This is a genomic window from Burkholderia sp. AU39826, assembly GCF_020419965.1.
GTDB lineage: Bacteria > Pseudomonadota > Gammaproteobacteria > Burkholderiales > Burkholderiaceae > Burkholderia > Burkholderia semiarida.
The window spans coordinates 34,556-58,078 of the sequence record NZ_JAIZQG010000030.1; the positions used below are offsets into that span (position 1 = coordinate 34,556).

General features: G+C 68.7%; 23 protein-coding genes. 12 read left to right on the forward strand and 11 right to left on the reverse strand.

Features of this window, described 5'->3' with window-relative positions:
* Positions 1-24: 24 nt before the first annotated feature.
* Genes fliH through fliF form a run of 3 tightly spaced genes read right to left on the reverse strand, consistent with a single transcriptional unit; the run spans position 25 to position 3,455 of the window.
* Positions 25-708 carry a flagellar assembly protein FliH gene (gene fliH, locus LGM42_RS30775; protein ID WP_059583968.1) on the reverse strand — a complete coding sequence of 228 codons (684 nt, stop codon included), beginning with the start codon at positions 706-708 and terminating at the stop codon, positions 25-27.
* A complete protein-coding gene (gene fliG / locus LGM42_RS30780; RefSeq protein ID WP_050014223.1) occupies positions 701-1,696 on the reverse strand; it encodes a flagellar motor switch protein FliG in 996 nt (331 codons plus the stop codon). Before fliG ends, fliH begins: the two co-directional genes overlap by 8 nt.
* Positions 1,686-3,455: a flagellar basal-body MS-ring/collar protein FliF gene (gene fliF, locus LGM42_RS30785; RefSeq protein ID WP_059583966.1), complete on the reverse strand. Its 1,770-nt coding sequence runs from the start codon at positions 3,453-3,455 to the stop codon at positions 1,686-1,688. Before fliF ends, fliG begins: the two co-directional genes overlap by 11 nt.
* A gap of 248 nt (positions 3,456-3,703) precedes the next feature.
* On the opposite strand from fliF, the gene fliE reads away from it, so the two are divergent.
* From fliE to LGM42_RS30815, 6 genes are all read left to right on the forward strand, one after another.
* On the forward strand, positions 3,704-4,048 hold the full coding sequence (gene fliE / locus LGM42_RS30790) for a flagellar hook-basal body complex protein FliE (protein WP_050014225.1): 345 nt from the start codon (positions 3,704-3,706) through the stop codon (positions 4,046-4,048).
* A 197-nt stretch (positions 4,049-4,245) separates the two neighbouring features.
* A complete protein-coding gene (fliS, locus tag LGM42_RS30795) occupies positions 4,246-4,680 on the forward strand; it encodes a flagellar export chaperone FliS (protein ID WP_059583963.1) in 435 nt (144 codons plus the stop codon).
* On the forward strand, positions 4,677-5,009 hold the full coding sequence (locus LGM42_RS30800; protein WP_059583960.1) for a flagellar protein FliT: 333 nt from the start codon (positions 4,677-4,679) through the stop codon (positions 5,007-5,009). Before fliS ends, LGM42_RS30800 begins: the two co-directional genes overlap by 4 nt.
* Positions 5,010-5,141: 132 nt before the next feature.
* Positions 5,142-6,491, forward strand: coding sequence for a flagellar hook-length control protein FliK (locus LGM42_RS30805; protein WP_226234225.1), 1,350 nt, complete (start codon positions 5,142-5,144; stop codon positions 6,489-6,491).
* Positions 6,491-6,808: an EscU/YscU/HrcU family type III secretion system export apparatus switch protein gene (locus tag LGM42_RS30810; protein WP_059583955.1), complete on the forward strand. Its 318-nt coding sequence runs from the start codon at positions 6,491-6,493 to the stop codon at positions 6,806-6,808. The genes LGM42_RS30805 and LGM42_RS30810 overlap by 1 nt, the downstream gene beginning before the upstream one ends.
* Positions 6,809-7,077: 269 nt before the next feature.
* Positions 7,078-7,812 (forward strand): PepSY-associated TM helix domain-containing protein, encoded by a 735-nt coding sequence (locus tag LGM42_RS30815; protein ID WP_099316906.1) that lies wholly within the window; start codon positions 7,078-7,080, stop codon positions 7,810-7,812.
* A 61-nt stretch (positions 7,813-7,873) separates the two neighbouring features.
* On the opposite strand, the gene LGM42_RS30820 is transcribed toward LGM42_RS30815, so the two are convergent.
* From LGM42_RS30820 to LGM42_RS30855, 8 genes are all read right to left on the reverse strand, one after another.
* Positions 7,874-8,899: an XdhC family protein gene (locus LGM42_RS30820; RefSeq protein ID WP_059642502.1), complete on the reverse strand. Its 1,026-nt coding sequence runs from the start codon at positions 8,897-8,899 to the stop codon at positions 7,874-7,876.
* Between the two features lie 240 nt (positions 8,900-9,139).
* A complete protein-coding gene (locus tag LGM42_RS30825) occupies positions 9,140-10,546 on the reverse strand; it encodes an amino acid permease (RefSeq protein ID WP_226234226.1) in 1,407 nt (468 codons plus the stop codon).
* 214 nt (positions 10,547-10,760) lie between these two features.
* A complete protein-coding gene (gene rqpR, locus LGM42_RS30830; RefSeq protein ID WP_059583947.1) occupies positions 10,761-11,417 on the reverse strand; it encodes a response regulator transcription factor RqpR in 657 nt (218 codons plus the stop codon).
* A 7-nt stretch (positions 11,418-11,424) separates the two neighbouring features.
* Entirely contained in the window at positions 11,425-12,240 is an 816-nt protein-coding gene (gene rqpS, locus LGM42_RS30835) for a quorum system sensor histidine kinase RqpS (RefSeq protein ID WP_226234227.1), read from the reverse strand.
* 447 nt (positions 12,241-12,687) lie between these two features.
* Positions 12,688-13,458, reverse strand: coding sequence for a ferredoxin--NADP reductase (locus tag LGM42_RS30840; protein ID WP_059583944.1), 771 nt, complete (start codon positions 13,456-13,458; stop codon positions 12,688-12,690).
* A gap of 317 nt (positions 13,459-13,775) precedes the next feature.
* Entirely contained in the window at positions 13,776-14,591 is an 816-nt protein-coding gene (locus tag LGM42_RS30845; protein ID WP_059642498.1) for an endonuclease/exonuclease/phosphatase family protein, read from the reverse strand.
* A 5-nt stretch (positions 14,592-14,596) separates the two neighbouring features.
* The gene (locus LGM42_RS30850; protein ID WP_059583941.1) at positions 14,597-15,085 is read right to left on the reverse strand and encodes a hypothetical protein; all 489 of its coding nucleotides are present in this window, start codon (positions 15,083-15,085) and stop codon (positions 14,597-14,599) included.
* A 146-nt stretch (positions 15,086-15,231) separates the two neighbouring features.
* Entirely contained in the window at positions 15,232-15,966 is a 735-nt protein-coding gene (locus LGM42_RS30855; RefSeq protein ID WP_059584035.1) for a nitroreductase, read from the reverse strand.
* Positions 15,967-16,215: 249 nt separating this feature from the next.
* On the opposite strand from LGM42_RS30855, the gene LGM42_RS30860 reads away from it, so the two are divergent.
* The 6 genes from LGM42_RS30860 (at position 16,216) to LGM42_RS30885 (ending at position 23,521) form a co-directional block, all read left to right on the forward strand.
* Positions 16,216-17,196, forward strand: a complete 981-nt coding sequence (locus LGM42_RS30860) for an AAA family ATPase (RefSeq protein ID WP_060312330.1) — start codon at positions 16,216-16,218, stop codon at positions 17,194-17,196.
* Positions 17,197-17,356: 160 nt separating this feature from the next.
* Positions 17,357-18,466: an NAD(P)/FAD-dependent oxidoreductase gene (locus tag LGM42_RS30865; RefSeq protein ID WP_226234228.1), complete on the forward strand. Its 1,110-nt coding sequence runs from the start codon at positions 17,357-17,359 to the stop codon at positions 18,464-18,466.
* Positions 18,467-18,633: 167 nt separating this feature from the next.
* Positions 18,634-18,945 carry a high-potential iron-sulfur protein gene (locus LGM42_RS30870; protein WP_021163765.1) on the forward strand — a complete coding sequence of 104 codons (312 nt, stop codon included), beginning with the start codon at positions 18,634-18,636 and terminating at the stop codon, positions 18,943-18,945.
* 190 nt (positions 18,946-19,135) lie between these two features.
* On the forward strand, positions 19,136-20,443 hold the full coding sequence (locus tag LGM42_RS30875) for an MFS transporter (RefSeq protein ID WP_059583938.1): 1,308 nt from the start codon (positions 19,136-19,138) through the stop codon (positions 20,441-20,443).
* Between the two features lie 320 nt (positions 20,444-20,763).
* The gene (locus LGM42_RS30880) at positions 20,764-22,392 is read left to right on the forward strand and encodes an ABC transporter substrate-binding protein (protein WP_059642489.1); all 1,629 of its coding nucleotides are present in this window, start codon (positions 20,764-20,766) and stop codon (positions 22,390-22,392) included.
* 118 nt (positions 22,393-22,510) lie between these two features.
* Positions 22,511-23,521, forward strand: a complete 1,011-nt coding sequence (locus LGM42_RS30885; protein WP_226234229.1) for an ABC transporter permease subunit — start codon at positions 22,511-22,513, stop codon at positions 23,519-23,521.
* The last annotated feature ends 2 nt before the right edge of the window (positions 23,522-23,523 follow it).

The window sequence follows — 23,523 nt, forward strand, 5'->3', positions numbered from 1 at the left end:
GCGCGAGCGCGTCGGGCGAGCGCGTCACCACGTGCTCACCTTGCCGATCGCGGCGGCGACGCGCTGCCAGCGCGTGGGCAGCGTCGCGTCGACCTCGCCGGTCGCGGCGTGCGCGCGGCAGCCGCCGCGCTCGATCGACGCGTCGGTGCGCACGTTCCAGCCGAGCGTGTCGAGGTCGTCCTGCAGATACGCTTCGACGACGGGCAGGTCGGCCGGATTCACCGCGAGATGCGGCGCGCCGGCGAGCGCCGGTTCGGCCGCGAGCACGTCGCGCACGGCGGCGACCAGCGCGGCCGGGTCGTGCTTCACGTGCTGGCGCACGACCTGCTGCGCGATGTCGAGGGCAAGCTGCGCGAGGTCGGACGCGAGATCGTGTTCGACGGCCGAGACGGCTTCGCGAAACGACGCGGCGAGCGCCGCCAGTTGCGCGGCCTGTTCGCGCGCTTCGGCCTGGCCGGCCTCGAAACCCTGTTCGCGGCCCTGTTCGAAACCGGCCTGGTAGCCGCGCGCCTGGCCTTCGACGTGGCCGGCCGCATGGCCTTCGGCGTGCGCGGCGTCGCGCACGCGCTGCAACTCCTCGGCGAGCGCGGCCGCAGCGGCCGCCGCGTCGTCGGGCGGCGGCGGGGGCGGCGGCGGGTCGAACGACGCCATCTCCCACCGCTGGTACGCGGTGAGGGTGCCCACGCGATCGCTCGCCGAATCAGACATAGGCGTCTTCCGCCTTGCCGCCGATCGCGATCGCGCCGCTCTCGGCGAGGTTGCGCACGATCTGCAGGATGCGGCGCTGCTGCGTCTCGACGTCGGACACGCGTACCGGGCCGCGCGCGTCGAGGTCCTCGGCGAGCAGTTCGGCCGCGCGCTGCGACATGTTCGCGAGGAACTTCTGGCGCAGCGCGGGCGGCGCGCCCTTGAGCGCGATGATCAGCGTTTCGGACTCGACTTCCTTGAGGATCATCTGGATCGCGCGATCCTCGAGGTCGAGCAGGTTCTCGAACACGAACATCTGGTCGATGATCTTCTGCGCGAGATCGGCGTCGTACTGGCGCACGCTTTCGAGCACGCCTTCCTCGTGCACGCTCGTCATGAAGTTCAGGATCTCGGCCGCGGTGCGGATGCCGCCCATCGGGCTGCGCTTCAGGTTGTCGCTGCCGGACAGCAGGCCGGTGAGCACGTCGTCGAGCTCGCGCAGCGCGGCCGGCTGGATGCCGTCGAGCGTCGCGATCCGCAGCAGCACGTCGTTACGCAGCCGTTCGGTGAAGCACGACGCGATTTCCGACGCCTGGTCGCGGTCGAGGTGCACGAGGATCGTCGCGATGATCTGCGGATGCTCGTTCTTGATCAGTTCGGCCACCGCGGCCGAATCCATCCATTTGAGGCCCTCGATGCCGCTCGTGTCGCTACCCTGCAGGATGCGGTCGATCAGCACGCCGGCCTTGTCCTCGCCGAGCGCCTTCGTCAGCACCGAGCGGATGTACTCGTTCGAATCGAGCGACAGCGCGGTGTGCTGCTCGGCTTCCTTCACGAACTCCTGCAGCACGTCCTCGACCTGCTCGCGCGTGACGTTCTTCAGCGCGGCCATCGCCACGCCGATCTTCTGAACCTCGCGCGGCGCGAGGAACTTGAATACCTGCGCGGCCTCTTCCTCGCCGATCGACATCAGCAGCAGCGCGCTCTTGGTCAAGCCTTCAGCGTTCATCGGACACCCAGTTCTTCACGACGGTGGCGACGATCTTCGGATCCTGGCGGGCGATCGTGCGCGCGTAGTCGAGGTTGCGTTCGTAGCGGTTCTTCTCGTTTTCGAAGCCGAGCAGCAGCGGATCGGCTTCCTCCGCCGCCTTCTCCGGCGCGGGCAGGCCGTCGAGCGCGACCGTGTCCTCCGGCGCCGCGAGCGCCGGCGCGGCCGGCTCGGGCGGCGGGAACGCGCGGCGCATCGCCGGGCGCACGAACATGAAGTAGAGCGCCGCCGCGGCCGCCGCGATGCCGAGCCACTTCGCGGCTTCCTTCGCCATCGCGATCACGTCGGGCTGGCGCCACCACGGCAGGTCGGCGTACGGGTCGCTCACGGTCGAGAACGCGCTGTTCACGACGTTCACCGAGTCGCCGCGCTTCGCGTCGTAACCCATCGCGTCCTTCACGAGCTGTTCGACCTGTGCGAGCTTCGCGGGCGGCAGCGGCTGCATCGTCACGTGGCCCTTCGCGTCGGCCACCGGCTGGTAGTTGACGACGACCGCCACCGACAGCCGCTTCACGCTGCCCATCGGCTGTTCGGTATGGCGGATCGTCTTGTCGAGCTCGTAGTTGGTCGTCTGGTCCTTGCGGTCGCTGACCGGCGTGGTCTGCGGCGCGTTCTGGCCGTTGCCGGCGACGATCGGCGCGGAGGCCGGCTGCGGCGGCGTGTTCGACAGCGCGCCCGGCACGCCCGACGCGCCGCCCTGCGCGAGTTCGGTCGCGCTGCTGGTCTGCTGGCTGCGGATCGCGGCCTGTTGCGGCGTGCCGTTCGGGCCGTAGCTTTCCGAGGTCTGCTCGATCTTCGAGAAATCGAGATCCGCGCTGACCTGCGAGCGCGCGTTGCCGGCGCCGAAGATCGGCGCGAGGATCGCGTCGATGCGCTTCTGCGTGTTGTGCTCGACCTGCTGCACGTACTTGAGCTGGCTCGCGTCGAGGCCGGAAGCGGACGCGGTCTGGGTCAGCAGGTTGCCGTCCTGGTCGACGATCGTCACGTTCTTGGCCGGCATGTCGGGCACGCCGGACGACACCATCCGCGTGATCGCCTGCACCTGGCCCTCGTCGAGCACGCGGCCCGGGTAGAGGTCGACGAACACCGACGCGCTCGGCGCTTCCTTGTCGCGCACGAACACCGACGGCTTCGGAATCGCGAGATGCACGCGCGCGCCGCGCACGGCATTGATCGATTCGATGGTGCGCTGCAGCTCGCCTTCGAGCGCGCGCTGGTAGTTGATCTGCTCGGCGAACTGGCTGATGCCGAATTTCTGGTTGTCCATCAGCTCGAAGCCGACCGAGCCGCCTTTCGGCAGCCCCATCGCGGCGAGTTTCAGGCGCGTCTCGTGCACCTGGCTCGACGGCACGAGGATCGCGCCGCCGGCATCGGCGAACTTGTAGGGAACGTTTGCCTGCTGGAGCGCGGCGATGATCGCGCCGCCGTCGCGGTCCGACAGGTTGCTGTACAGCACGCGGTAGTCGGGCGCCCGGCTCCACAGCACGAGCGCGGTGATCGCGGCGATGGCGAACGCGACGGCGATCACGAACGGCAGCTTCGGGTTGCCCTTCATCCGTGAGATGCCGGGAATGCGTTCCGCGAAGCCGCCAAGCCCGAAGTCCGCGCCTGCGCCTGCGCCGCCCGCGCCCGGCAACGCGGCGGCCGCGGCGGCGCCGGGCACCGGGCTGAGGCCCGCGCGGGCGTCTGGGTTGATCAGCGAGTTGGCCTGCGAATCCATGCGTCGAGTTTCTCCGGAGCGGGACGACTGAGCTCGCTCGGACGAGCGGGCGGACAATGACACGATGCGATTATCGGGACCCGCGGCGCACTCCGATCGACCGAAAAGAGCGGGGTTTCCCCCGTACTTTCGCGGCTTTGACGCGCACCGCGCTGCTATCCTTTGTCGCGATCCGGCATGGTGCGCGTGGTGCGGCGCCGGCGGGTCGCCCGGTATGTCCGGGTCTCTTCTCTATGTCTGGGGACAGCATGACTGCGAACGTCAGCGGAATCGGTTCGGTGTTGCAACAGATGCAGTCGATGGCCGCGCAGGCGTCCGGCGGCGTCGCGAGCCCGACGGCGGCGCTGGCCGGCTCGGGCGCGGCGACGGCCGGCACGTTCGCGAGCGCGATGAAGGCATCGCTCGACAAGATCAGCGGCGACCAGCAGCACGCGCTCGGCGAGGCGAAGGCGTTCGAGGTCGGCGCGCCGAACATCTCGCTGAACGACGTGATGGTCGACATGCAGAAGGCCAATATCGGCTTCCAGTTCGGGCTCCAGGTCCGCAACAAGTTGGTGAGCGCTTACAACGACATCATGCAGATGGCGGTGTGACGGCCATCCGGGGACGGCCGTCCGGCGACGGCTCGGGGCTTGCCGGGTGAGGCGGGCGGCCGGCATCGCTTGCCCGACGGCAGCCACCGCGCGCCTAAAGCTTTTCAAATCCCTTCCGATAACTCCGGTGAAGGCCGTCCCGTGCAACGCACGGCCGCGGCTCCTGACTAGCCAACGCAAATAACAAGGAGAAGCGCATGTTTTCCCCAGGACACGCTGGAGCCAATGCGTACGCGCGTGTCGGAGTCGAGACGGGGGTGATGGGCGCCTCCCCGCACCGGCTGATCGCGATGCTGTACCAGGGCGCACGGCAGGCGATCGCACTGGCGCGCATGCATTTGCAGCAGGACAACGTGTCCGGGCGCGGCGAGGCGATCGGCAAGGCGATCCGGATCGTCGAGAGCGGCCTGCAGGCGTCGCTGAACCGCGACGCGGGCGGCCAGATCGCCGACCGGCTCGATGCGCTGTATGCGTATATCGGCCGGCGCCTGCTCGAAGCGAACACGCAGGCGAGCGACGCGATGCTGGTCGAGGTCGACCGCCTGCTCGCAACGCTCGAGGAAGCATGGACGGGCATCGCCCCGGAAGTCGCGCGGATGGCCGCGCAACAGGTAGCGGAAGCATCACGATGAATCACAAGGCCGAATACTTCGCGCGTTACGAGGCGCTCGCCGCCGTGTCGGGCCGGATGCTGTGCGCCGCGCGCGACGCCGACTGGAGCGCGTTGCCGGAGTTGCAGGCCGAATTCATGCAACTCGTCGACGGGTTGAAGGAGGCCGATCCGGGCGTCGCGCTCGACGAGTCGGATCTCGGCCGCAAGCTCGACCTGATCCGTCGCATCCTGGCCGACGACGCCGCGATCCGCGATCTCGCGAGTCCCGACGTCGCGCGGCTGTCCGCGCTGTTCGAGGCGCGGCGCTCGACCCAGGTATTGACCGATCTGTACCGCGCGCGCGGGTAGGGCCGTGGTCCGGAGGCGGGTGCGGGGCGCCCGGGCCCGGCGCCGCACGCGGCGCGTGCCGGTCCCGCGGGCGGCACCTGCGTGCCGCGCCCCGATTCGCAACGATGTGGCTGATATAGGCAGGCTTCGATCATGACCGGTATCGACTCCGTTGCGGCCGCGCTGCTGGCGAGCCGCCTCGACAGCCTGCTGACCGGCACCGTATCGGCGCCGGCGGGCGGCGGCGCGGCCTCGCAGGTCGGCACGCCCGGCGCCGGCGCGTCGTCCCCGCCCCCGGCCGGCAGCCCGAGCGCCGCGCCGCCCGCTTCCACGCAGACCGCGCTGTCCGACGTCGGGCGCGTGCTCGACGCGATCTCGCGCTCGGGCGGCGACGCGACGCCGGCGATCGCCGGCCGGCTGCCGCTGCTCGCCGATCCCGCCGTGCTGCTCACCGAGACGCCCGTGCCGGCGCGCGCGCCGGCTGCGTCCGGTCCCGCTGCGTCTTCCACGCCGGCTTCCGCTGAAGCGTCGTCCACGGCAGCGACGCGCGATGCGGCCGCGCCGCCGCCGGTCGCGGCGTTGCGGGCGGCGTTGGCGCAGGCCGTGAGCGAAAGCGGCCTCTTCTACGAATCCCATCTCGCGCAATGGCTGGCCGGCCAGCGGCCGCTCGCGGCACTGATGCGCGAGCCGCAGGCGCGCCTCGCGACCGCGCTCGCGCCCGGGCCGGCCGACCCGGAAGCCGTCCCGCGCGAGCCGACCGACGTGCTCGACGAATTGCTCGCACCGCGCCCGCCGCTGCCCGCCGCCGCGCGGGCCACCGCGCAACCGCCGGCCCAGGGCGGCGCGCCTGCACGCGACTCCGCCCAGGCCGCGCCGGCGGCCGCCCGGCCGGGCGCATCGTCGCCGCCCGACACCGCCGATCCGCTGGCCGCGCACGCCGATACCCACTGGACGCCCGCGCGGGCCGGGCTGGCCGCCGCATCGTCCGACCCGCAGGCGCAGCCGCTCGCGCCCGTGCACCCGGCCGCCGTGCCGCTCGTTCGGCAGCAGCTCGATGCGCTCGCGACCGACCAGTTTCGCTGGACCGGCGAGGCGTGGCCCGGCGCGCGGCTCGACTGGACGATCGAACCCGACGAGCCGGGCCACCGTGCACCGCGCGGCGGCGGTGACGACGACACGGGCGACGGCATCGCGTGGCGCACGCGCCTGACGCTGACGCTGCCGTCGCTCGGCACGGTCGACGCAGAGTTGGTGCTCAACGGCGCGCAGCTCGTCGCTCGGCTGCGCGCGAACCAGACGGGCGCCGACCGCCTCACGCGCAACGAAGCCGCGCTGCGGCAGCGGCTCGAGGGTTCGGGGCTCAAGGTGGGCGGGCTGTCGATTCGCGCGGTCGACGACGGGCCGGACGGCTTCGACCTCTTTGCCGCCCAGGCCGCCGCCGCCGCGTACGCGCGCGGCGCGGCCGACGTGCGGGTGCCGGGCGACGACGACGAGGCGCTGTGATGAGCATGACGTCCCGCAAGCGCGCGGCCGCGCTCGTCTACGACCCGAAAGGCGGCGACGCGGCGCCTCGGGTGGTCGCGAAGGGCTACGGCGTGCTCGCCGAGATGATCGTCGCGCGCGCGCACGATGCGGGGCTCTACGTGCATACGGCGCCGGAGATGGTGTCGCTGCTGATGCAGGTCGATCTCGACGACCGGATCCCGCCGCAGCTCTATCAGGCGGTCGCCGATCTGCTCGCGTGGCTGTACGCGCTCGATCGCACCGAGCCCGCGCCGGACGCGGCCGCGCCGCGCTTCCCGCTGCCGCCGTTGCGCTGAACGGCCTGCCGTCGCGCGGCTTCTTGCGACATGCGGCTCGTGGTCGGCGGGATCATTCCGCCGGCATCGTGCGCCGATCGATTGGCTTCGTGCTGCAACCGACGCCTTTCTTGCGCGTTCCGGCGCGCAGGGAACCGGCCGTTCCGCACGCGCACGGATTGAGCCGGCTTTTGATTTATGTAATGATATCCATTCTCATTTTCATGCTGCCCCGGCGGTGCGCACTTCCTGCGCGCCGCCCGTTGTTTTGAACGAATGGAACCTTTCGCGTGAACGCGCCCGAAACGATCGACCCGCCCAAGACGGGCATGCCGCGCGCCGGCGTCACCATGCTGCACCCGGCGGGCCGCCCGCTGAGCGACGACGAACTGGCCGCGCGCCGCCAGCGCTCGCGCCGCGCGACCTTCATCAAGTGGCTGCGCAAGGTGCACGGCTGGGTCGGGCTGTGGGGCGCGGTGCTCGGGCTGCTGTTCGGGGTGACCGGCGTGGTGCTGAATCACCGCGCGCCGCCGCTGAAGATTCCGACCGGCGAGCCGCAGGTCGAGGAGATGCAGGTCGCGCTGCCGGATCCGGTGCCGAAGACGCCCGCCGCGATGACGAAGTGGCTGCAGCAGGAGCTGCATTTCGACGGCAAGCCCGGCCGCATGCGCAAGGAGCCGGCGCAGGCCGTCGCGTGGGGCGACAAGCGCGTGATGCAGCCCGAGCACTGGCAATTCGGCGTGTTCGGGCCGCACCAGAACCTGCAGGCCGAGTACTGGGTCGGCAACGGCTACGTGTCGGTGAAACGCACGGGCAACACGTTCCTGACGACGCTGAACAACCTGCATCGCGGCGTCGGGATGAACCTCGGCTGGGTGCTGCTGATGGATACGATCGCAGGTTCGTTGATCCTGCTGTCGCTGACGGGCGTGCTGCTGTGGACCGAGCTGAACAAGCGCCGCACGGTCGGCGTCGTGCTGGTGGTCGGTTCGGTTGCCGCCGCGCTGGCTGCCGGCCTGACCTGATCGACGATCGCGCCGGCCTGCGCCGGCGCCCGGCGCGAGCACGGCCGCCCGCCGCCGCGGGTCAGAGGCCGCAGGCCGCGCCGCCGTTCGCCGCGATTTCGCGCGCGGCCTTCGCGCCTTCGACCTGCAGGATCGTCGGCAGCGACACGTTGTTCTTCGCGGCGGTGATCTCGGCCAGGATCGAGATCGCGATTTCCGGCGGCGTCCGGCTGCCGATGTAGATGCCGGCCGGCCCGTGCAGCCGGGCCAGTTCCGCTTCGCTCAGGTCGAATTCGCGCAGCCGCTCGCGCCGCGCCGCGTTGTTGCGCCGCGAGCCGAGCGCGCCCACGTAGAACGCGGGCGTCTTCAGCGCCTCCATCAGCGCGAGATCGTCGAGCTTCGGGTCGTGCGTGAGCGCGATCACGGCCGAACGCGCATCGAGCTTCATGTCGAGCACCGTGTCGTCGGGCATCGAGTGCACGACGCGCGTGCCCGGCACGTCCCACGCATCCGTGTATTCGTCGCGCGGATCGCACACCGTCACCTGGTAGTCGAGCCCGACCGCGATCTGGCACAGATAGCGCGACAACTGGCCGGCGCCGATCACGAGCATCCGGTAGCGCGGCCCGTGGATCGTCACGAGCCGTTCGCCGTCGAACGCGAGCCCGTCGGTCGCCTGCGCGGGCGACAGCGACGCGCGGCCGGTCGCGAGCGTCATCGTGCGCGTGACGAGGTGGCCGGCCTCGATCTGCGCGCACAGCGCGGCGATCCCGCTGTCGCGCGTGAGCGGTTCGAGCACCAGCTGGATCGTGCCGCCGCACGGCAGCCCGAAGCGGTGCGCTTCCTCGGCGGTCACGCCGTACTTGAGCGCTTCCGGGCGCGCATCGGCCGCGATGCCGCTCGCATGCACGCGGGCGATCAGGTCGTCCTCGATGCATCCGCCGGACACGGAGCCGACCACGAGGCCGTCCTCGCGCACCGCGAGCATCGCGCCTTCGGGGCGCGGCGACGAGCCCCACGTTTTCACGACCGTCACGAGCAGCACGCGCCGCCCTTCTTCGAGCCAGCGCGCGCTGGATTTCAGTACATCGAGATCGACGCTTTCCATCGTTTTTCCTGTTGTCGGACGGCCCGCCGCGCGGCGCCGTCGTTCGATGGCGGGATTATGAACCGCCCGGCGCGCGCGTGCAGGCGGCGTGCGGCTCGCGCGGGCAAATCCGGACGATCGGGCAAGATTTCGCGACGATCCGACAGTGATCGCGCGGGTGCCGAGGGGGGCGGGAGAGAAGGGGGCGTGCGGGGCCGGCAGCGGCCCCGCGCGGGAGGCGTCATCGCGCCATGACGGCGCTCAGTGCGCGTCGGGGTGGCCGTGCGCGAGCTTCGAGTGGTGCCGCGAGTACAGGAAGTAGATCACGAGGCCGATCACGAGCCAGATGGCGAACGCGGCCCACGTGACGGCCTGCAGATTCAGCATCAGGAACAGGCACGACGCGACCGCGAGGATCGGCACCACGGGCACGCCCGGGCAGCGGAACGCGCGCGGCAGCTCGGGGTGCGTGCGGCGCAGCACGAGCACGGCGATCGACACCATCGAGAACGCCGCGAGCGTGCCGATGTTGATCAGCTCGGCGAGCACGTTGAGCGGCACGAGCGCGGCGATCAGCCCGAAGAACAGGCCGACCAGCCAGGTGGTCAGGAACGGCGTCGCAAAACGCGGATGCACGCGCGACAGCGCGGCCGGCAGCAGCCCGTCGCGCGACATCGCGAAGATCACGCGCGTCTGGCCGTAGCTCATCACGAGGATCACGGTCAGCATGCCGAGCACCGCGCCGAGATCGATGAAACCCGCGACCCACTTCTCGCCGGCGACCTGCAGCGCATACGAGATCGGGTGCGAGATGTTCGCGTACTCGGCCGACGGCACGATGCCGGTCGCGACCGCGGCGACCGTCACGTACAGCACCGCGCACACCGCGAGCGACGCGATGATGCCGATCGGCAGGTCGCGCTTCGGGTTCTTCACTTCCTCGGCCGCCGACGACACCGCGTCGAAGCCGATGAACGCGAAGAACATCACGGCCGCCGCGCCGAACACGCCGTTCCAGCCGTGCGGCATGAACGGCTGCCAGTTCGCGGGCGTCACGTGGAACAGGCCGACCGCGATCACGAGCAGCACGACCGACACCTTGATGAACACCATGATGTTGTTGATGCGGGTCGATTTGCGGATGCCGATCGACAGCAGCGTCGTGATCACGATCATCACGAGGAACGCGGGCAGGTTGAACCACGTGGTGACGCCCGGCACCGCGCCCGGCGCGGCCGTCAGCACGGCCGGCAGCGTGAGCCCGAAGCCCTGCAGCAGCGACTGCAGGTAGCCCGACCAGCCGACCGACACGGCCGACGACGCGAGGCCGTACTCGAGCATCAGGTCCCAGCCGATGATCCACGCCACCAGCTCGCCGAGCGTCGCGTACGAATATGTGTAGATCGAGCCGGCGACGGGGATCGTCGACGCGAACTCCGCGTACGACAGCGCGGCGAGGCCGCACGCGATCGCGGCGATCACGAACGACAGCATCAGCGCGGGGCCGGCCTGGACGGCGCCGGTGCCCGTCAGCACGAAGATGCCGGTGCCGATGATCGCGCCGATGCCGAGGAAGGTGAGGTCGATCGCGCCGAGCGCTTTCTTGAGCCCGGCGGCTTGCGCGCCGGCGATCATGCGATCGACGTTTTTCTTGCGGAAGAGAGACATTGCGGAGGAATCGCCGGCACGCGCGGGCACGGCGCGCCGATTGAGTGAAAACCCGTAATTTTAGCCGATTTGGCGTGCAAGCCCTGCTGCGGTGCAGCGGCGCGCCGCGGAATCGGCCGAGAAAACAAGCGCTTGCGTGCGCAACGGGCGCGCCTGGGCGCGGCGCGGCCTGCGCCGCGCCGCCGGATCGGACGAATTCGAACTGGCCGGGGGATCAGGCGCCGGCCGTGGGCGCCATGTCGACGAGCTGGTTGCTCATCACGTAGAACGTGAGTTCCGCGTTGTTCGACAGCCGCATCTTCTCGAGCAGCCGCGACCGGTACACGCTCACCGTCTTCACCGACAGCGACAGCGTGTTCGCGATATCGGTGAGCCGCTTGCCCGACGCGAGCATGCAGAGCGTCTGGTATTCGCGGTCGGACAGCTTCTCGTGCGGCAGTGGCTCGTTCTCGAACGACACGTATTCGGCGAGCGCCTCGGCCATCGCGGGGCTCACGTACTTGCGGCCGGCCGCGACCTGCTGGATCGCGCCGATCATCTGCGCGGCGTTCACCGTCTTCGACAGGTAGCCGGACGCGCCTGCCTTCAGCGCGCGCACCGCGTACTGGTCCTCGCGGTACATCGAGAACATCAGCACCGGCGTGCGCGACAGCTTGCGCTTCAGGCGCTTGAGCAGCTCGATGCCGTTCGTGTCAGGCAGCGAGATGTCGAGCAGGATCACGTCGAATTCCTGCTTGTCGACGGCGGCCATCGCATCGCCGCCGTTCTCTGCCTCGGTCACGTCGCGCGCGACGCCGCGGTCGATCAGCAACTGGCGGATCCCTTGCCGGACGATCGCGTGATCGTCCACGAGCAGGATGTTCAGGCTCATCGCGGCCTCACGAAAGCGACGTGCGACGTGCCGCGACGGGCACCGCGAGCAGCGAATTCCACGCGAAGCGCGCGATGACGCGCGTGCCGCGGCCGGTTGCCGGCGTGGCCGTCTCGAAGCTGCCGCCGAACGCCTCGCAGCGCGCGCGCATGCCGGCGAGGCCGTAGCCGTTGCGGCGGCGCCGGGCGAAACCGGTCCCATCGTCGGTGACACTCAGCGACAGATGGGTGCCGTCGGTGACGATCCGGACGTCGACCGACGTCGCGCGGGCGTGCTTCGCGACGTTCGACAGGGCTTCCTGCGCGACGCGGAACACCGCGAGCGCACCGGCGCCGGCGATCTGCGTCAGGCGCGCGTCGGCCGCGCACACGAAGCTCGTGCGCAGGCCCGTGCGCGCCGCATGGGTGTCGATCCACGACGACAGCGCGCCGACCACGCCTGCGTCCAGTGCCGGCGTATCGCGTTCGTCGATGAGCCGGCGATTCGCGTCGGTCGCGGCGTCGAGCGCCTGCTGCGCCAGCGCCAGCGCGCGCAGGCAGCCTTCCGGCGCGTCGGCCGGCAGCCACGTTTGAACGTTTGCGAGCGCGAAGCGGGCCGCGGTCAGTTCGGCGCCGAGCCCGTCGTGCAGCTCGCCGGCCAGATGGCGGCGGGCCGCTTCGTCGGCGGCCAGAAGCTGGGCGGACAGGGCGGCGATCCGTGCGGCGGACGCGTCGCGTGTCGACGCGGCGTCGGCCATGGGCGGAGTAGCAGCGCAGCCAGGCATGCGCTGCCGTGACGGGAACGGGGCGTGGGCGCCCGAGGGCGCGTTAAGCGACGTATCCATGACTCTCCTGCTCTCAGAAAGCGGTTCAGACACCGGCTGGCTGCGTGCGCTGGCTGCCGTTTCGATGACGGTCGCCGCCAGAGAATCGCTCCATGCCGAGGTAACAAAAGTTACATCTTGTAACACATGCATCCGACCCTTCCATGCTCTTCCGAACGGCAACCACGCGCGCCGAATAATATCTCAAAACTTCCGAAAACGTCATGTCGGGCGGACATTTAAGGGTAAATGTGAATAATCGGAATGAAGGTGTTGTAGGAAAAACACTGACACCCGACCACCGGGCGATGACGTATCCAAATGTAACTATTTGAGATGGAATGGTCCCAGTTTGTTACGAATTCGCCAAGTGCGGACGAAAAAAAACCGGAGCTTTTGCTCCGGTTCTTGATGACGCGCAATGAGGGCCTGTTCCCGTTATTGGCGGGAACGGCCCTGAGGGATCGGTCAATCCACGAACGCGCGCTCGATCACGTAGTGGCCCGGCGCGCTGTTCTTGCCTTCGACGAGGCCGGCCTGCTTCAGCAGCTCGGTCGTGTCCTTCAGCATCGCGGTGCTGCCGCACAGCATCACGCGGTCGTTTTCCGGCGAGAACGCCGGCACGCCGAGATCCGTGAACAGCTTGCCCGTCGCGATCAGGTCGGTGATCCGGCCTTCGTTGTCGAACGCTTCGCGCGTGACCGTCGGGTAGTAGACGAGCTTTTCCTTGATGATGTCGCCCAGGTACTCGTGGCCCGGCAGGTCGTGCTTGATGTAGTCCATGTACGCGAGCTCGCCCTTCAGGCGGCACGTGTGGGTCAGGATCACCTTGTCGAAGCGGTCGTAGATGTCCGGATCGCGGATGATCGACATGAACGGCGCGAGGCCCGTGCCCGTCGACAGCATCCACAGCGTCTTGCCCGGCAGCAGGTTGTCGGCGACCAGCGTGCCCGTCGGCTTCTTGCCGATCAGCACCGTGTCGCCCACCTTCAGGTGCTGCAGGCGCGACGTCAGCGGGCCGTTCTGCACCTTGATGCTGAAGAATTCGAGATGCTCTTCGTAGTTCGGGCTGACGATCGAGTAGGCGCGCGCGAGCGGCTTGCCGTCGACTTCGAGGCCGACCATCGTGAATTCGCCGTTGTTGAAGCGCAGGCTCGGCTCGCGGGTGCAGGTGAAGCTGAAAAGCGTGTCGGTCCAGTGATGGACGGATTGGACGGTGGCGGTGTCGTATTTGCTCATGGCTTTGAAAACGGACGCGCGTAGCGGACGCGTGTAACGGGCCCAAAAACGGGCAAAAAAACCGAGTGCGTCGGCCCGATCGCGGACCGGCCGGCCGGCGCGTCGGACACGCGCCTTCTCGATGACAGACGTTTGAGGAACTCGTTATTTTACCCTGCTTGGGGCAGATGCGGGCTTGACCCGCGCGGCCGCGCGGATTTGGCGCAACGCATCCTTTCAATGGGCTTTCGGCGATCGGCCGCGCTCGACCATGCGTTTCGCGCCGAGGCCGACACGTTCGGGCGGCGCCTTGACGGCAGCGCGCGGCCGCCGGCGCGTTACTGCGGATCGAGGCGCAGCCGCGCGATGTACGGCAGGTGGTCCGACAGCCAGGCGGCTTCGCCGGACGGCGCGCGCCATTCGAGCGGCGTCAGGCCGCGCACGAACATCTTGTCGAGCGCGAGCGCCGGCGAGAACGCGGGGAACGTGCGGCCTGATTCACCGAGCAGCGTCGCGACCTCGGACAGCCCGATCTCGCCGAACAGCGCGACCGAATCGTTGCGCCAGTCGTTGAAGTCGCCGGCGAGCATCAACGGGCCGTCGCCCGCGTTGCGCACGATCCAGTGCGCGATCCAGTGCATCTGGCGCAGCCGCGCGGCGCGCGTGAGCGCGAGGTGCGCGCACAGCAGCGTGACCGGGCGCGCGCCCGCGAGCGTCGCGCGCGCGACCAGCAGCCCGCGCCGCTCGAAGCGGTGCGCGGAGATGTCCCAGCGGCCGCCGAGGTCGAGCGGATGCGGCGACAGGATCGCGTTGCCGTGCCGCCACGACGGCTTGAACACGTTCGGCCCGAGCGCGATCTGCCAGTCGAGCGCCTGCGCGATCTCGGTGGCCTGGCAATGCCACACGTCGTCGACCGCGTCGTCCATCGGCGAGCCGAAGCCCGGTGCGAGCATCGGGCGCGGCATGCGGCGCGCCATCGCTTCCTGCAGGAAATACACGTCGGCATGCATCGACTGCATCCAGTCGCGCATCGCGTTCCACGCGGTGAAGCCGAGCGGTGAGCGGCCCTTGTGCAGGTTCCAGCTCACGGCGGTGATTTCATCGGGCGCGGCGTGCGGCTCGGCGAACGGCAGGGACAGGGCGTCGGCGGACATGACGCTCAATCCTTCGCGACGTGCGCACGCACGCGGTACACGAGATGCGGATGCTGCTCGACGAGCGTCCAGTCGGTCCACGCGTCGCCCCCGACCGCCAGGCCGGGGTGGCTCGCGACGATCTGCCGCGGCGCCGCGGGCACGCACGCATCGCCATGCGTCGCATTGTCGTCGTCGAGCGTTTCCTGCACGTCGAGCCCGAGCGACACGGTGTGCGCGTTGGCGTCGACGGCGAGCGGGGCGACCGTCACCGAGCGCGAGCGCTCGGTCGGCACGACGCGCGCGGCATTGCCGCAGCCCACCGGCACGGAGGACGGATAGCGATGGGTATCGGTGCGGGACTGACCCACGGTGGTGTTTTGCTGGAACGTGTCGATCGTCTGACCGTCGCGCACCACCTGGATTTCCCATGCGACGACGGCCGGCGCGGGGCTCTGCGCATGGGCGGCGAGCACGATGCTCGCAAGCAGGACGGCCAGGCCGTGTTTCAGCATGAAACGTCTCCGGAAACGCGCGATAGCGGGGAACGGACGCACATCTTACGCCCGATCGATTTCGGCCGTGATGTGACAGGACGTGCCGCGGCAGGTTCGCAGCACGATGCGGTCCTGCCCGACAAGTGAGGCCGCGTCATGCGTTTTCAAGCGAAAAAGCGCGTGAACTCGGCGACGCTCGCGCGCTCGGTGACGAGGCGGTTCTCGATCGCGTCGGGGTCCGCATGGCCGAGCGCCATGCCGCAGACGAACTGCTCGTTGGCGGGAATGCCGAGGTGTTCGGCGACGATCCGGTGAAACGGCACGAACGCGGCCTGCGGGCAGGTGTCGAGGCCGCGGGCGCGCGCGGCCGTCATCACGCCCTGCAGGAACATTCCGCAGTCGAGCCACGCGCCCTGCGCCATGATGCGCTCGAGCGTGAAGAACAGCGCGACCGGCGCATCGAAGAAACGGAAATTGCGCGCGTGCTGCGCGTGCATGCGCGCCTTCTCGTCGCGGCGGATGTTCAACAGCCCGTACAGGTCCCACCCGACCTTGCGGCGCCGGTCGAGATACGGCGACACCCATTCGCGCGGGTAGTAGTCGTATTCGGCGACGTATTTCTCGTCGCGCGCGGGATCGTCGTAGGCCGCGGTGAGCGCGGCCGCGAGCGCGTCGCGCGTCGCGCCCGTGGCGACGTACACGCGCCATGGCTGGATGTTGGTGCCCGACGGCGCGCGGCTCGCGGCTTCGAGGATCGCCTCGATCGTGTCGCGCGGCACGGGCGTCGGCAGGAACGCGCGGACCGCGCGGCGCGACTTGAGCGCGGCGTCGACGGCATCGACCGCATCGACGCAACGGAGCGCGTCGGCGTCGACGCGCGGGGAAGCGGGGACGGACATCGGCAACCCTTCTGGCGAGGTGTCAGGCGAGGTGCGGAGCGGCATGCGCGCGGCGCGTGGCCGCCATCGGCGAGCCCCGCGCGAGCGTCGTGAATCTTCGATGATACGCCGCGGTGCGCGGCCGTGCAGCGTGCGCGCGCTGTTAGCAGCAGACGCGCCCGGCTGCTTGCTTGCGCGGCGATGCGGGATCGCTACACTGAAATCGTAAGGGTCTGATGCGTGTATGACGGCAAGTGCAGCGAGGTGAGTATGACGACGGCGATGGTGAAACATGAACTGGCGGTGGCGTCCTTCAGCACGGTGTACGACCTCGAGCAGGTCGAGACGGCGCTGGGCGACCTGAACGAGAGCGCGAGCGACGCACTGCGCTCGACCTACGAGAAGATGCTCAAGACGGGGAATCTGCGCTTCTGCGTGAAGCCGAACCGGATGCCGTCGTTCGACGCGCTCGGCGAGGCGTTGCCGAATTTCGGCGAGCCGCTCGACGACGTGCGCAAGCAGATCGCGCTGTGCCTCGAAACGGACGACCGGCTCGAACTGATGCCGATCCTGCTGCTCGGGCCGCCCGGGATCGGCAAGACGCATTTCGCGAAGGCGCTCGCGCAGCTGCTCGGCACCGCGTATCACTACGTGCCGATGAGTTCGCTGACGGCCGGCTGGATCCTGTCGGGCGCGTCGTCGCAATGGAAGAACGCGAAGCCCGGCAAGGTGTTCGATGCGCTCGTGAACGGCAGCTACGCGAACCCGGTGATCGCCGTCGACGAGATCGACAAGGCCGGCAGCGATGCGCAATACGATCCGCTCGGCGCGCTGTACGCGTTGCTCGAGCACGACACCGCGCGCGCGTTCGTCGACGAATTCGCGGAAGTGCCGATCAACGCGGGCAACGTGATCTGGATCGCGACCGCGAACGACGCGCACGCGATTCCGGAGCCGCTGCTCAACCGGATGAACGTGTACGAGATCGCGCCGCCCGATGCGGCCGGCGCACGCCGGATCGCGCAGACGATCTACGACGAGATCCGCACGTCGCATGCGTGGGGGCGGCGCTTCCCCGAGACGCTCGGCGACGATGCGCTCGACGTGCTGGCCGCGACGCCGCCGCGCACGATGCGCCGCGCGCTGCTGCACGCGTTCGGCGCCGCGCGGCTCGACGGCCGCGATGCGATCGGGCCGGCCGACATCCGCGCCGACGAAGGCGCGGCGAAGCGCCGGCCGATCGGCTTCTGACGCGGCCGCGCGCGCACGGCCGCGGCGTGCGCGCGTGGCGTTCGTGGCGCGCGCGCCCGCATCGTCGGCCTCGTCGCGATGCGCGGGCGTTCGGCAAGCGGGCGAACCGGGACGTACAATCGTCCTCTCTCCCTTCGACGCGCGAGCAGCGCGAAAAGCCATGGAGCAGACGGATTGTGTCGTGATCGGCGCGGGTGTCGTCGGTCTGGCGATTGCACGCGAACTGGCCGCGCGCGGGCGTGAAACGATCGTGCTCGAGGCGGCCGACGCGATCGGCACGGGCACGAGTTCGCGCAACAGCGAGGTGATTCACGCGGGGCTCTACTATCCGCGCGGGTCGCTGAAGGCGACGTCGTGCGTGCATGGGCGCGACCTGCTGTACGAGTTCTGCGACACGCATCACGTGCCGCACCGGCGCACCGGCAAGCTGCTCGTCGCGACGAGCGCCGCGCAGGTGAAGCAGTTGAAGGCGATCGCCGCGCGCGCGGCCGAAAACGGCGTGCTCGACCTGTTGCCGCTCACGCGCGCCGAGGCGCAGACGCTCGAGCCCGCGCTCGAATGCGTCGAGGCGCTGTTCTCGCCGTCGACCGGCATCGTCGACAGCCATCAGCTGATGCTCGCGCTGCTGGGCGACGCGGAACGCGACGGCGCGGTATGCGCGCTGCACGCGCCGGTCGAATCGATCGACGTGCTGCGCGGCGGGCGCTTCGTCGTGCGCACCGGCGGCGCCGCGCCGGCCGAGATCGACGCCGCGTGCGTGATCAACAGCGCGGGGCTCGGCGCGCAGGCGCTCGCGCGCCGCACGCGCGGCCTCGACCCGCGCTGGGTGCCGCCGCTCTATCTCGCGCGCGGCAATTATTTCAGCCTGTCGGGCCGTGCGCCGTTCTCGCACCTGATCTACCCGATGCCCGAGCGCGCGGGGCTCGGCGTGCACCTGACGTTCGATCTTGGCGGGCAGGCGCGCTTCGGCCCGGACGTCGAGTGGTGCGATTCGCTGCGCTACGAAGTCGATCCGGCGCGCGCGGGGGCATTCTATGCGTCGATCCGCGCATTCTGGCCGGGCCTGCCCGACGATGCGCTGCAGCCCGCGTACGCGGGCATCCGGCCGAAGCTCGCGGGGCCCGGCGAGCCGCCGGCCGACTTCATCGTGCAGGGCCCCGCGCAGCACGGCGTGCGCGGGCTCGTGAACCTGTTCGGCATCGAGTCGCCGGGGCTGACCGCGTCGCTCGCGCTCGCGCAGCGCGTGGGCGACATGGTGTCGCGGGTGTGACGCATGGCCCGCCGCCGCGCGGGCCGGCCGCGTGAAGCGCGTGTGAAGCCCGTGTGAAATCCCTTATCTCCGGCATTTCGGCGCGCACATTTATTCGCTTGAGCGTTATTCTGTTGGACGCCGTCGCCAGAACGGCTTTCAAACCGATAACGTTGGAGCGAGTCCCCATGAAAACATCCCGTCGGAGTTTCCTGATCACGAGCATTGGTGCCGTGTCCGCGCTGGCGCTGTCGCGCGAAGCACTGGCCGATGCGCCGATGCTGTCGGAAACCGATCCGACCGCGGTGGCGCTCGGCTACAAGGCCGATGCCACGAAGGTCGACAAGACGAAGTACCCGAAATACGCCGCGGGCCAGGATTGCGCGGCCTGCATGCTGTACCAGGGCAAGAAGGGCTCGGCTTCGGGCCCGTGCGGCGCATTCCCCGGCAAGCAGGTGTCGGCGAAGGGCTGGTGCAGCGCTTTCTCGAAGATGGGTTGAGGCCCGTGCGGCATCGTGCGATGCCGCAATGCGGCGAAAACCGCAAACGCCCGCCGTCGTTCGATGGCGGGCGTTTTTTTAATGCTTGAAAACGGTTCCGTCGCTTTCTACACTCGCTGCACACCAGCGCGCCGCGGCACCCCGCGCGCCGAACCGCCCGATACGGCGAATCCACGAGGACGAGGCACGCATGGCGACGATTGCGAATTCAACGAAAACGACCCGGCCCGAGCGCGCGCTGAACCGGCGTGCCGTCGTGGCGGCCGTGATCGGCAATGCGCTCGAGTGGTACGACTTCACGGTGTTCGGCTTCATGACGGTCGTGATCGCCGAGCTGTTCTTCCCCACCTCCAGCGAATACTCGTCGCTGCTGCTCACCACCGCGACGTTCGGCGTCGCATTCTTCATGCGCCCGATCGGCGGCATCGTGTTCGGCCTGTACGCGGACCGCGCGGGCCGCAAGGCCGCGCTGTCGCTCGTGATCCTGCTGATGACGGCCGGCATCTTCCTGCTCGCGATCGCGCCGCCCTATGCGGCGATCGGCATCGGCGGCCCGCTTCTGATCGTGCTCGGCCGCCTGCTGCAGGGCTTTTCCGCGGGCGGCGAATTCGGCAGCGCGACGGCGCTGCTGATCGAGGCCGCGCCGTTTTCGAAACGCGGCTTTTACGGCAGTTGGCAGATGGCGAGCCAGGCGGCCGCGCTGCTGATCGGCGCGCTCGTCGGCGCGGCCGTCACGCGCGGGCTGTCGCCCGACGCGCTGCGCAGCTGGGGCTGGCGCGTGCCGTTCGTCCTCGGGCTCGTGATCGGCCCGATCGGCTTCTACATCCGCCGCCATCTCGCGGATTCCGAAGCATTCCTGCATGCGCAGCAAAGCGCGCGCCGCGCGACGCTCGGCGAAGTGTTCACGCGCCACCCGCGCGAGGTGCTGTGCGGGCTCGGCTCGGTGATCGCGCTCACCGTGACGATCTACGTACTGATCAGCTATCTGCCGACGTTCGCGGTGAAGCAGCTGAAGCTGCCCTATGCGGAATCGTTCTACGCGGTGATCGCGGGCAACCTGCTGCTGATGGTGCTGTCGCCGGTCGCGGGCGCATGGTCGGACCGCATCGGCCGCAAGGGGCTGTCGCTGTGGTCGCTCGTGCTGACGCTCGCGCTGATGTATCCGCTGTTCGCGTGGCTCGACGCGGCGCCGAGCATCGGGCGGCTGATCGCGGTGCAGGCCGTGCTGTCGGTGACGCTCGCCGGCTACTACGGGCCGTTCGGCGCGATGATCGCCGAGCTGTTCCCGGCCAACGTGCGTTCGACCGGGCTGTCGATCGCGTACAACGTCGCGGTGATGCTGTTCGGCGGCTTCGGGCAGTTCATCGTCACGTGGCTGATCAAGGTCACGGGCACGCCGCTCGCGCCCACCTACTACGTGATGGCGGGCATCGCGCTGTCGATCGTCGCGGTCGCGTTCGTGCCCGCGCGCAGCGCCGACCTCGATGCGCCGGCGTGAGCGCGTGACGGATCGAATGCCGTCATTACATCGTTTCGCAAAACGCAACGATGGGCGGCCGAACGACGAGGATCGCGTGCCGCACCTTCGTGTTCGCGTCCGGATTGTTTAGTCGCCGAACGAAACACGCGCGAAATGAACGGAATCGCCGCTCACGCGCGCTGTCGCATTTTTTTACCCACACTAAACATCGGCAAAAACCCGGCGGGCGTCTAGAAGAGTTTTTTCTCCAGCTTGTTGCAGAATCGCTAGCTCAAGTAATATCCGCGTACGCCGGCTCCCTGGCGGGACCGGTTCCGATCTGGAGACCTGGAGGAAACATGGAATACAACCGTCTGTTGCACACCCTGCGTGTTACCGCCATGGCAGGCGTGGCAGCGGCATCGCTCGGCGTCGCGGGTTCTGCATTCGCACAGATCCCGAACAAAACGCTCGTCTACTGCTCAGAAGGCAGCCCGGCGGGTTTCGATTCCGCGCAATTCACGACCGGCGTCGATTTCACCGCCGCCACGTTCACCGTCTACAACCGCCTCGTCGAATTCGAGCGCGGCGGCACGAAGGTCGAGCCGGGCCTCGCCGAGAAGTGGGACGTCTCGTCCGACGGCAAGGTGTACACGTTCCACCTGCGCCATGGCGTGAAGTTCCACACGACCGACTTCTTCAAGCCGACGCGCGAATTCAATGCGGACGACGTGCTGTTCACGTTCCAGCGCATGCTCGACCCGAACAATGCGTTCCGCAAGGCGTACCCGGTGTCGTTCCCGTACTTCACCGACATGGGCCTCGACAAGCTGATCACGAAGATCGAGAAGGTCGATCCGTACACCGTGAAGTTCACGCTGGCCGAGCCGAACGCGCCGTTCATCCAGAACATGGCGATGGAGTTCGCGTCGATCCTGTCGGCCGAATACGGCGATCAGCTGATGAAGGCCGGCAAGGCCGCCGACATCAACCAGAAGCCGGTCGGCACGGGCCCGTTCATCTTCCGCAGCTATACGAAGGACGCGACGATCCGCTTCGACGGGAATCCTGATTACTGGAAGAAGGGCGAAGTGAAGCTGTCGAAGCTGATCTTCTCGATCACGCCGGACCCGGGCGTGCGCGTGCAGAAGATCAAGCGCAACGAATGCCAGGTGATGAGCTATCCGCGCCCGGCCGACATCGCGACGCTGAAGGCCGACTCGGGCATCGACATGCCGTCGCAGCCGGGCTTCAACCTCGGCTACCTCGCGTACAACGTCGAGCACAAGCCGGTCGACAAGCTCGAAGTGCGTCAGGCGCTCGACATGGCGATCAACAAGAAGGCGATCCTCGAGTCGGTCTACCAGGGCGCCGGCCAGGCCGCGACCGCGCCGATGCCGCCGACCCAATGGTCGTACGACAAGAACCTGAAGATGGCCGCCTACGACACCGCGAAGGCGAAGGCGCTGCTCGCGAAGGCCGGCTTCCCGAACGGTTTCGAGATCACGCTGTGGGCGATGCCGGTGCAGCGCGCGTACAACCCGAACGCCCGCCTGATGGCCGAGATGATCCAGGCCGACTGGGCGAAGATCGGCGTGAAGGCGAAGATCGTCACGTACGAGTGGGGCGAGTACATCAAGCGCGCGCACGCGGGCGAGCAGGACACGATGCTGATCGGCTGGACGGGCGACAACGGCGATCCGGACAACTGGCTCGGCACGCTGCTCGGCTGCGAGGCAATCAAGGGCAACAACTTCTCGCACTGGTGCTACAAGCCGTTCGACGAGCTGATCCAGAAGGGCCGCACGACGACGGGCCAGGATGCGCGCACGAAGCTCTACACGCAGGCGCAGCAGATCTTCGCGCAACAGCTGCCGTTCTCGCCGATCGCGAACTCGACGGTCTACCAGCCGGTGCGCAAGAACGTGGTCGACATGCGTATCGAGCCGCTCGGCTATGCGCGTTTCGACGGTGTCAGCGTGAAGTAACGGGGCTGGCGTAAGCTGTCGTCATTGAGAAAACCGGCTTGAAACCATCCGGCGGCGAGGGGCCAGAAGCCCCTCGTCGCCGGTCGCACATTTCCCACAAGAAAATACGAGACGCATCATGTTCAGATTCGTGTTGCGCCGCGTGGGGATGGTGATTCCGACCTTCATCGGCATCACCATCCTGGCGTTTGCGCTGATTCACCTGATACCGGGCGACCCCATCGAAGTGATGATGGGCGAGCGCGGCGTCGATCCCGCGATGCATGCGGAGGCGATGAAACGCCTCGGGCTCGACCAGCCGCTGCCGCTGCAGTATCTGCACTACGTCGGCCGGGCGCTGCACGGCGACCTCGGCATGTCGATCATCACCAACACGAGCGTCGCGGGCGAATTCTTCGCGCGCTTCCCGGCGACCGTCGAACTGTCGCTGTGCGCGCTCGTGTTCGCCCTCGCGGTCGGGCTGCCGGCCGGCGTGATCGCCGCGCTGCGGCGCGGCTCGGTCATCGATCACGGCGTGATGGGCACCGCGCTCACCGGCTATTCGATGCCGATCTTCTGGTGGGGGCTGATCCTCATCATGGTGTTTTCGTCGACTCTCGGCTGGACGCCCGTGTCGGGGCGCATCGCGGTCGAATACGATTTCCCGCACCCGACCGGCTTCATGCTGATCGACGCGCTGCTCGCGCCGGACGAAGGCGCGTTCAAGTCGGCGGTGAGCCACCTGATCCTGCCCGCGATCGTGCTCGGCACGATCCCGCTCGCGGTGATCGCGCGGATGACGCGCTCGTCGATGCTCGAAGTGCTGCGCGAGGACTACATCCGCACGGCTCGCGCGAAGGGGCTGTCGCCCGTGCGCGTGGTCGTCGTGCATGCGCTGCGCAATGCGCTGATCCCGGTCGTCACCGTGATCGGCCTGCAGATCGGCACGCTGCTTGCTGGCGCCGTGCTGACCGAGACGCTCTTTTCGTGGCCCGGCGTCGGCAAGTGGCTGATCGATGCGATCGGCCGCCGCGACTATCCGGTCGTCCAGGGCGGCATCCTGCTGATCGCGACGCTCGTGATCGTCGTGAACCTGGTCGTCGACCTGCTGTACGGCGTGCTGAATCCGCGCATCCGCCACACGAGGTAATT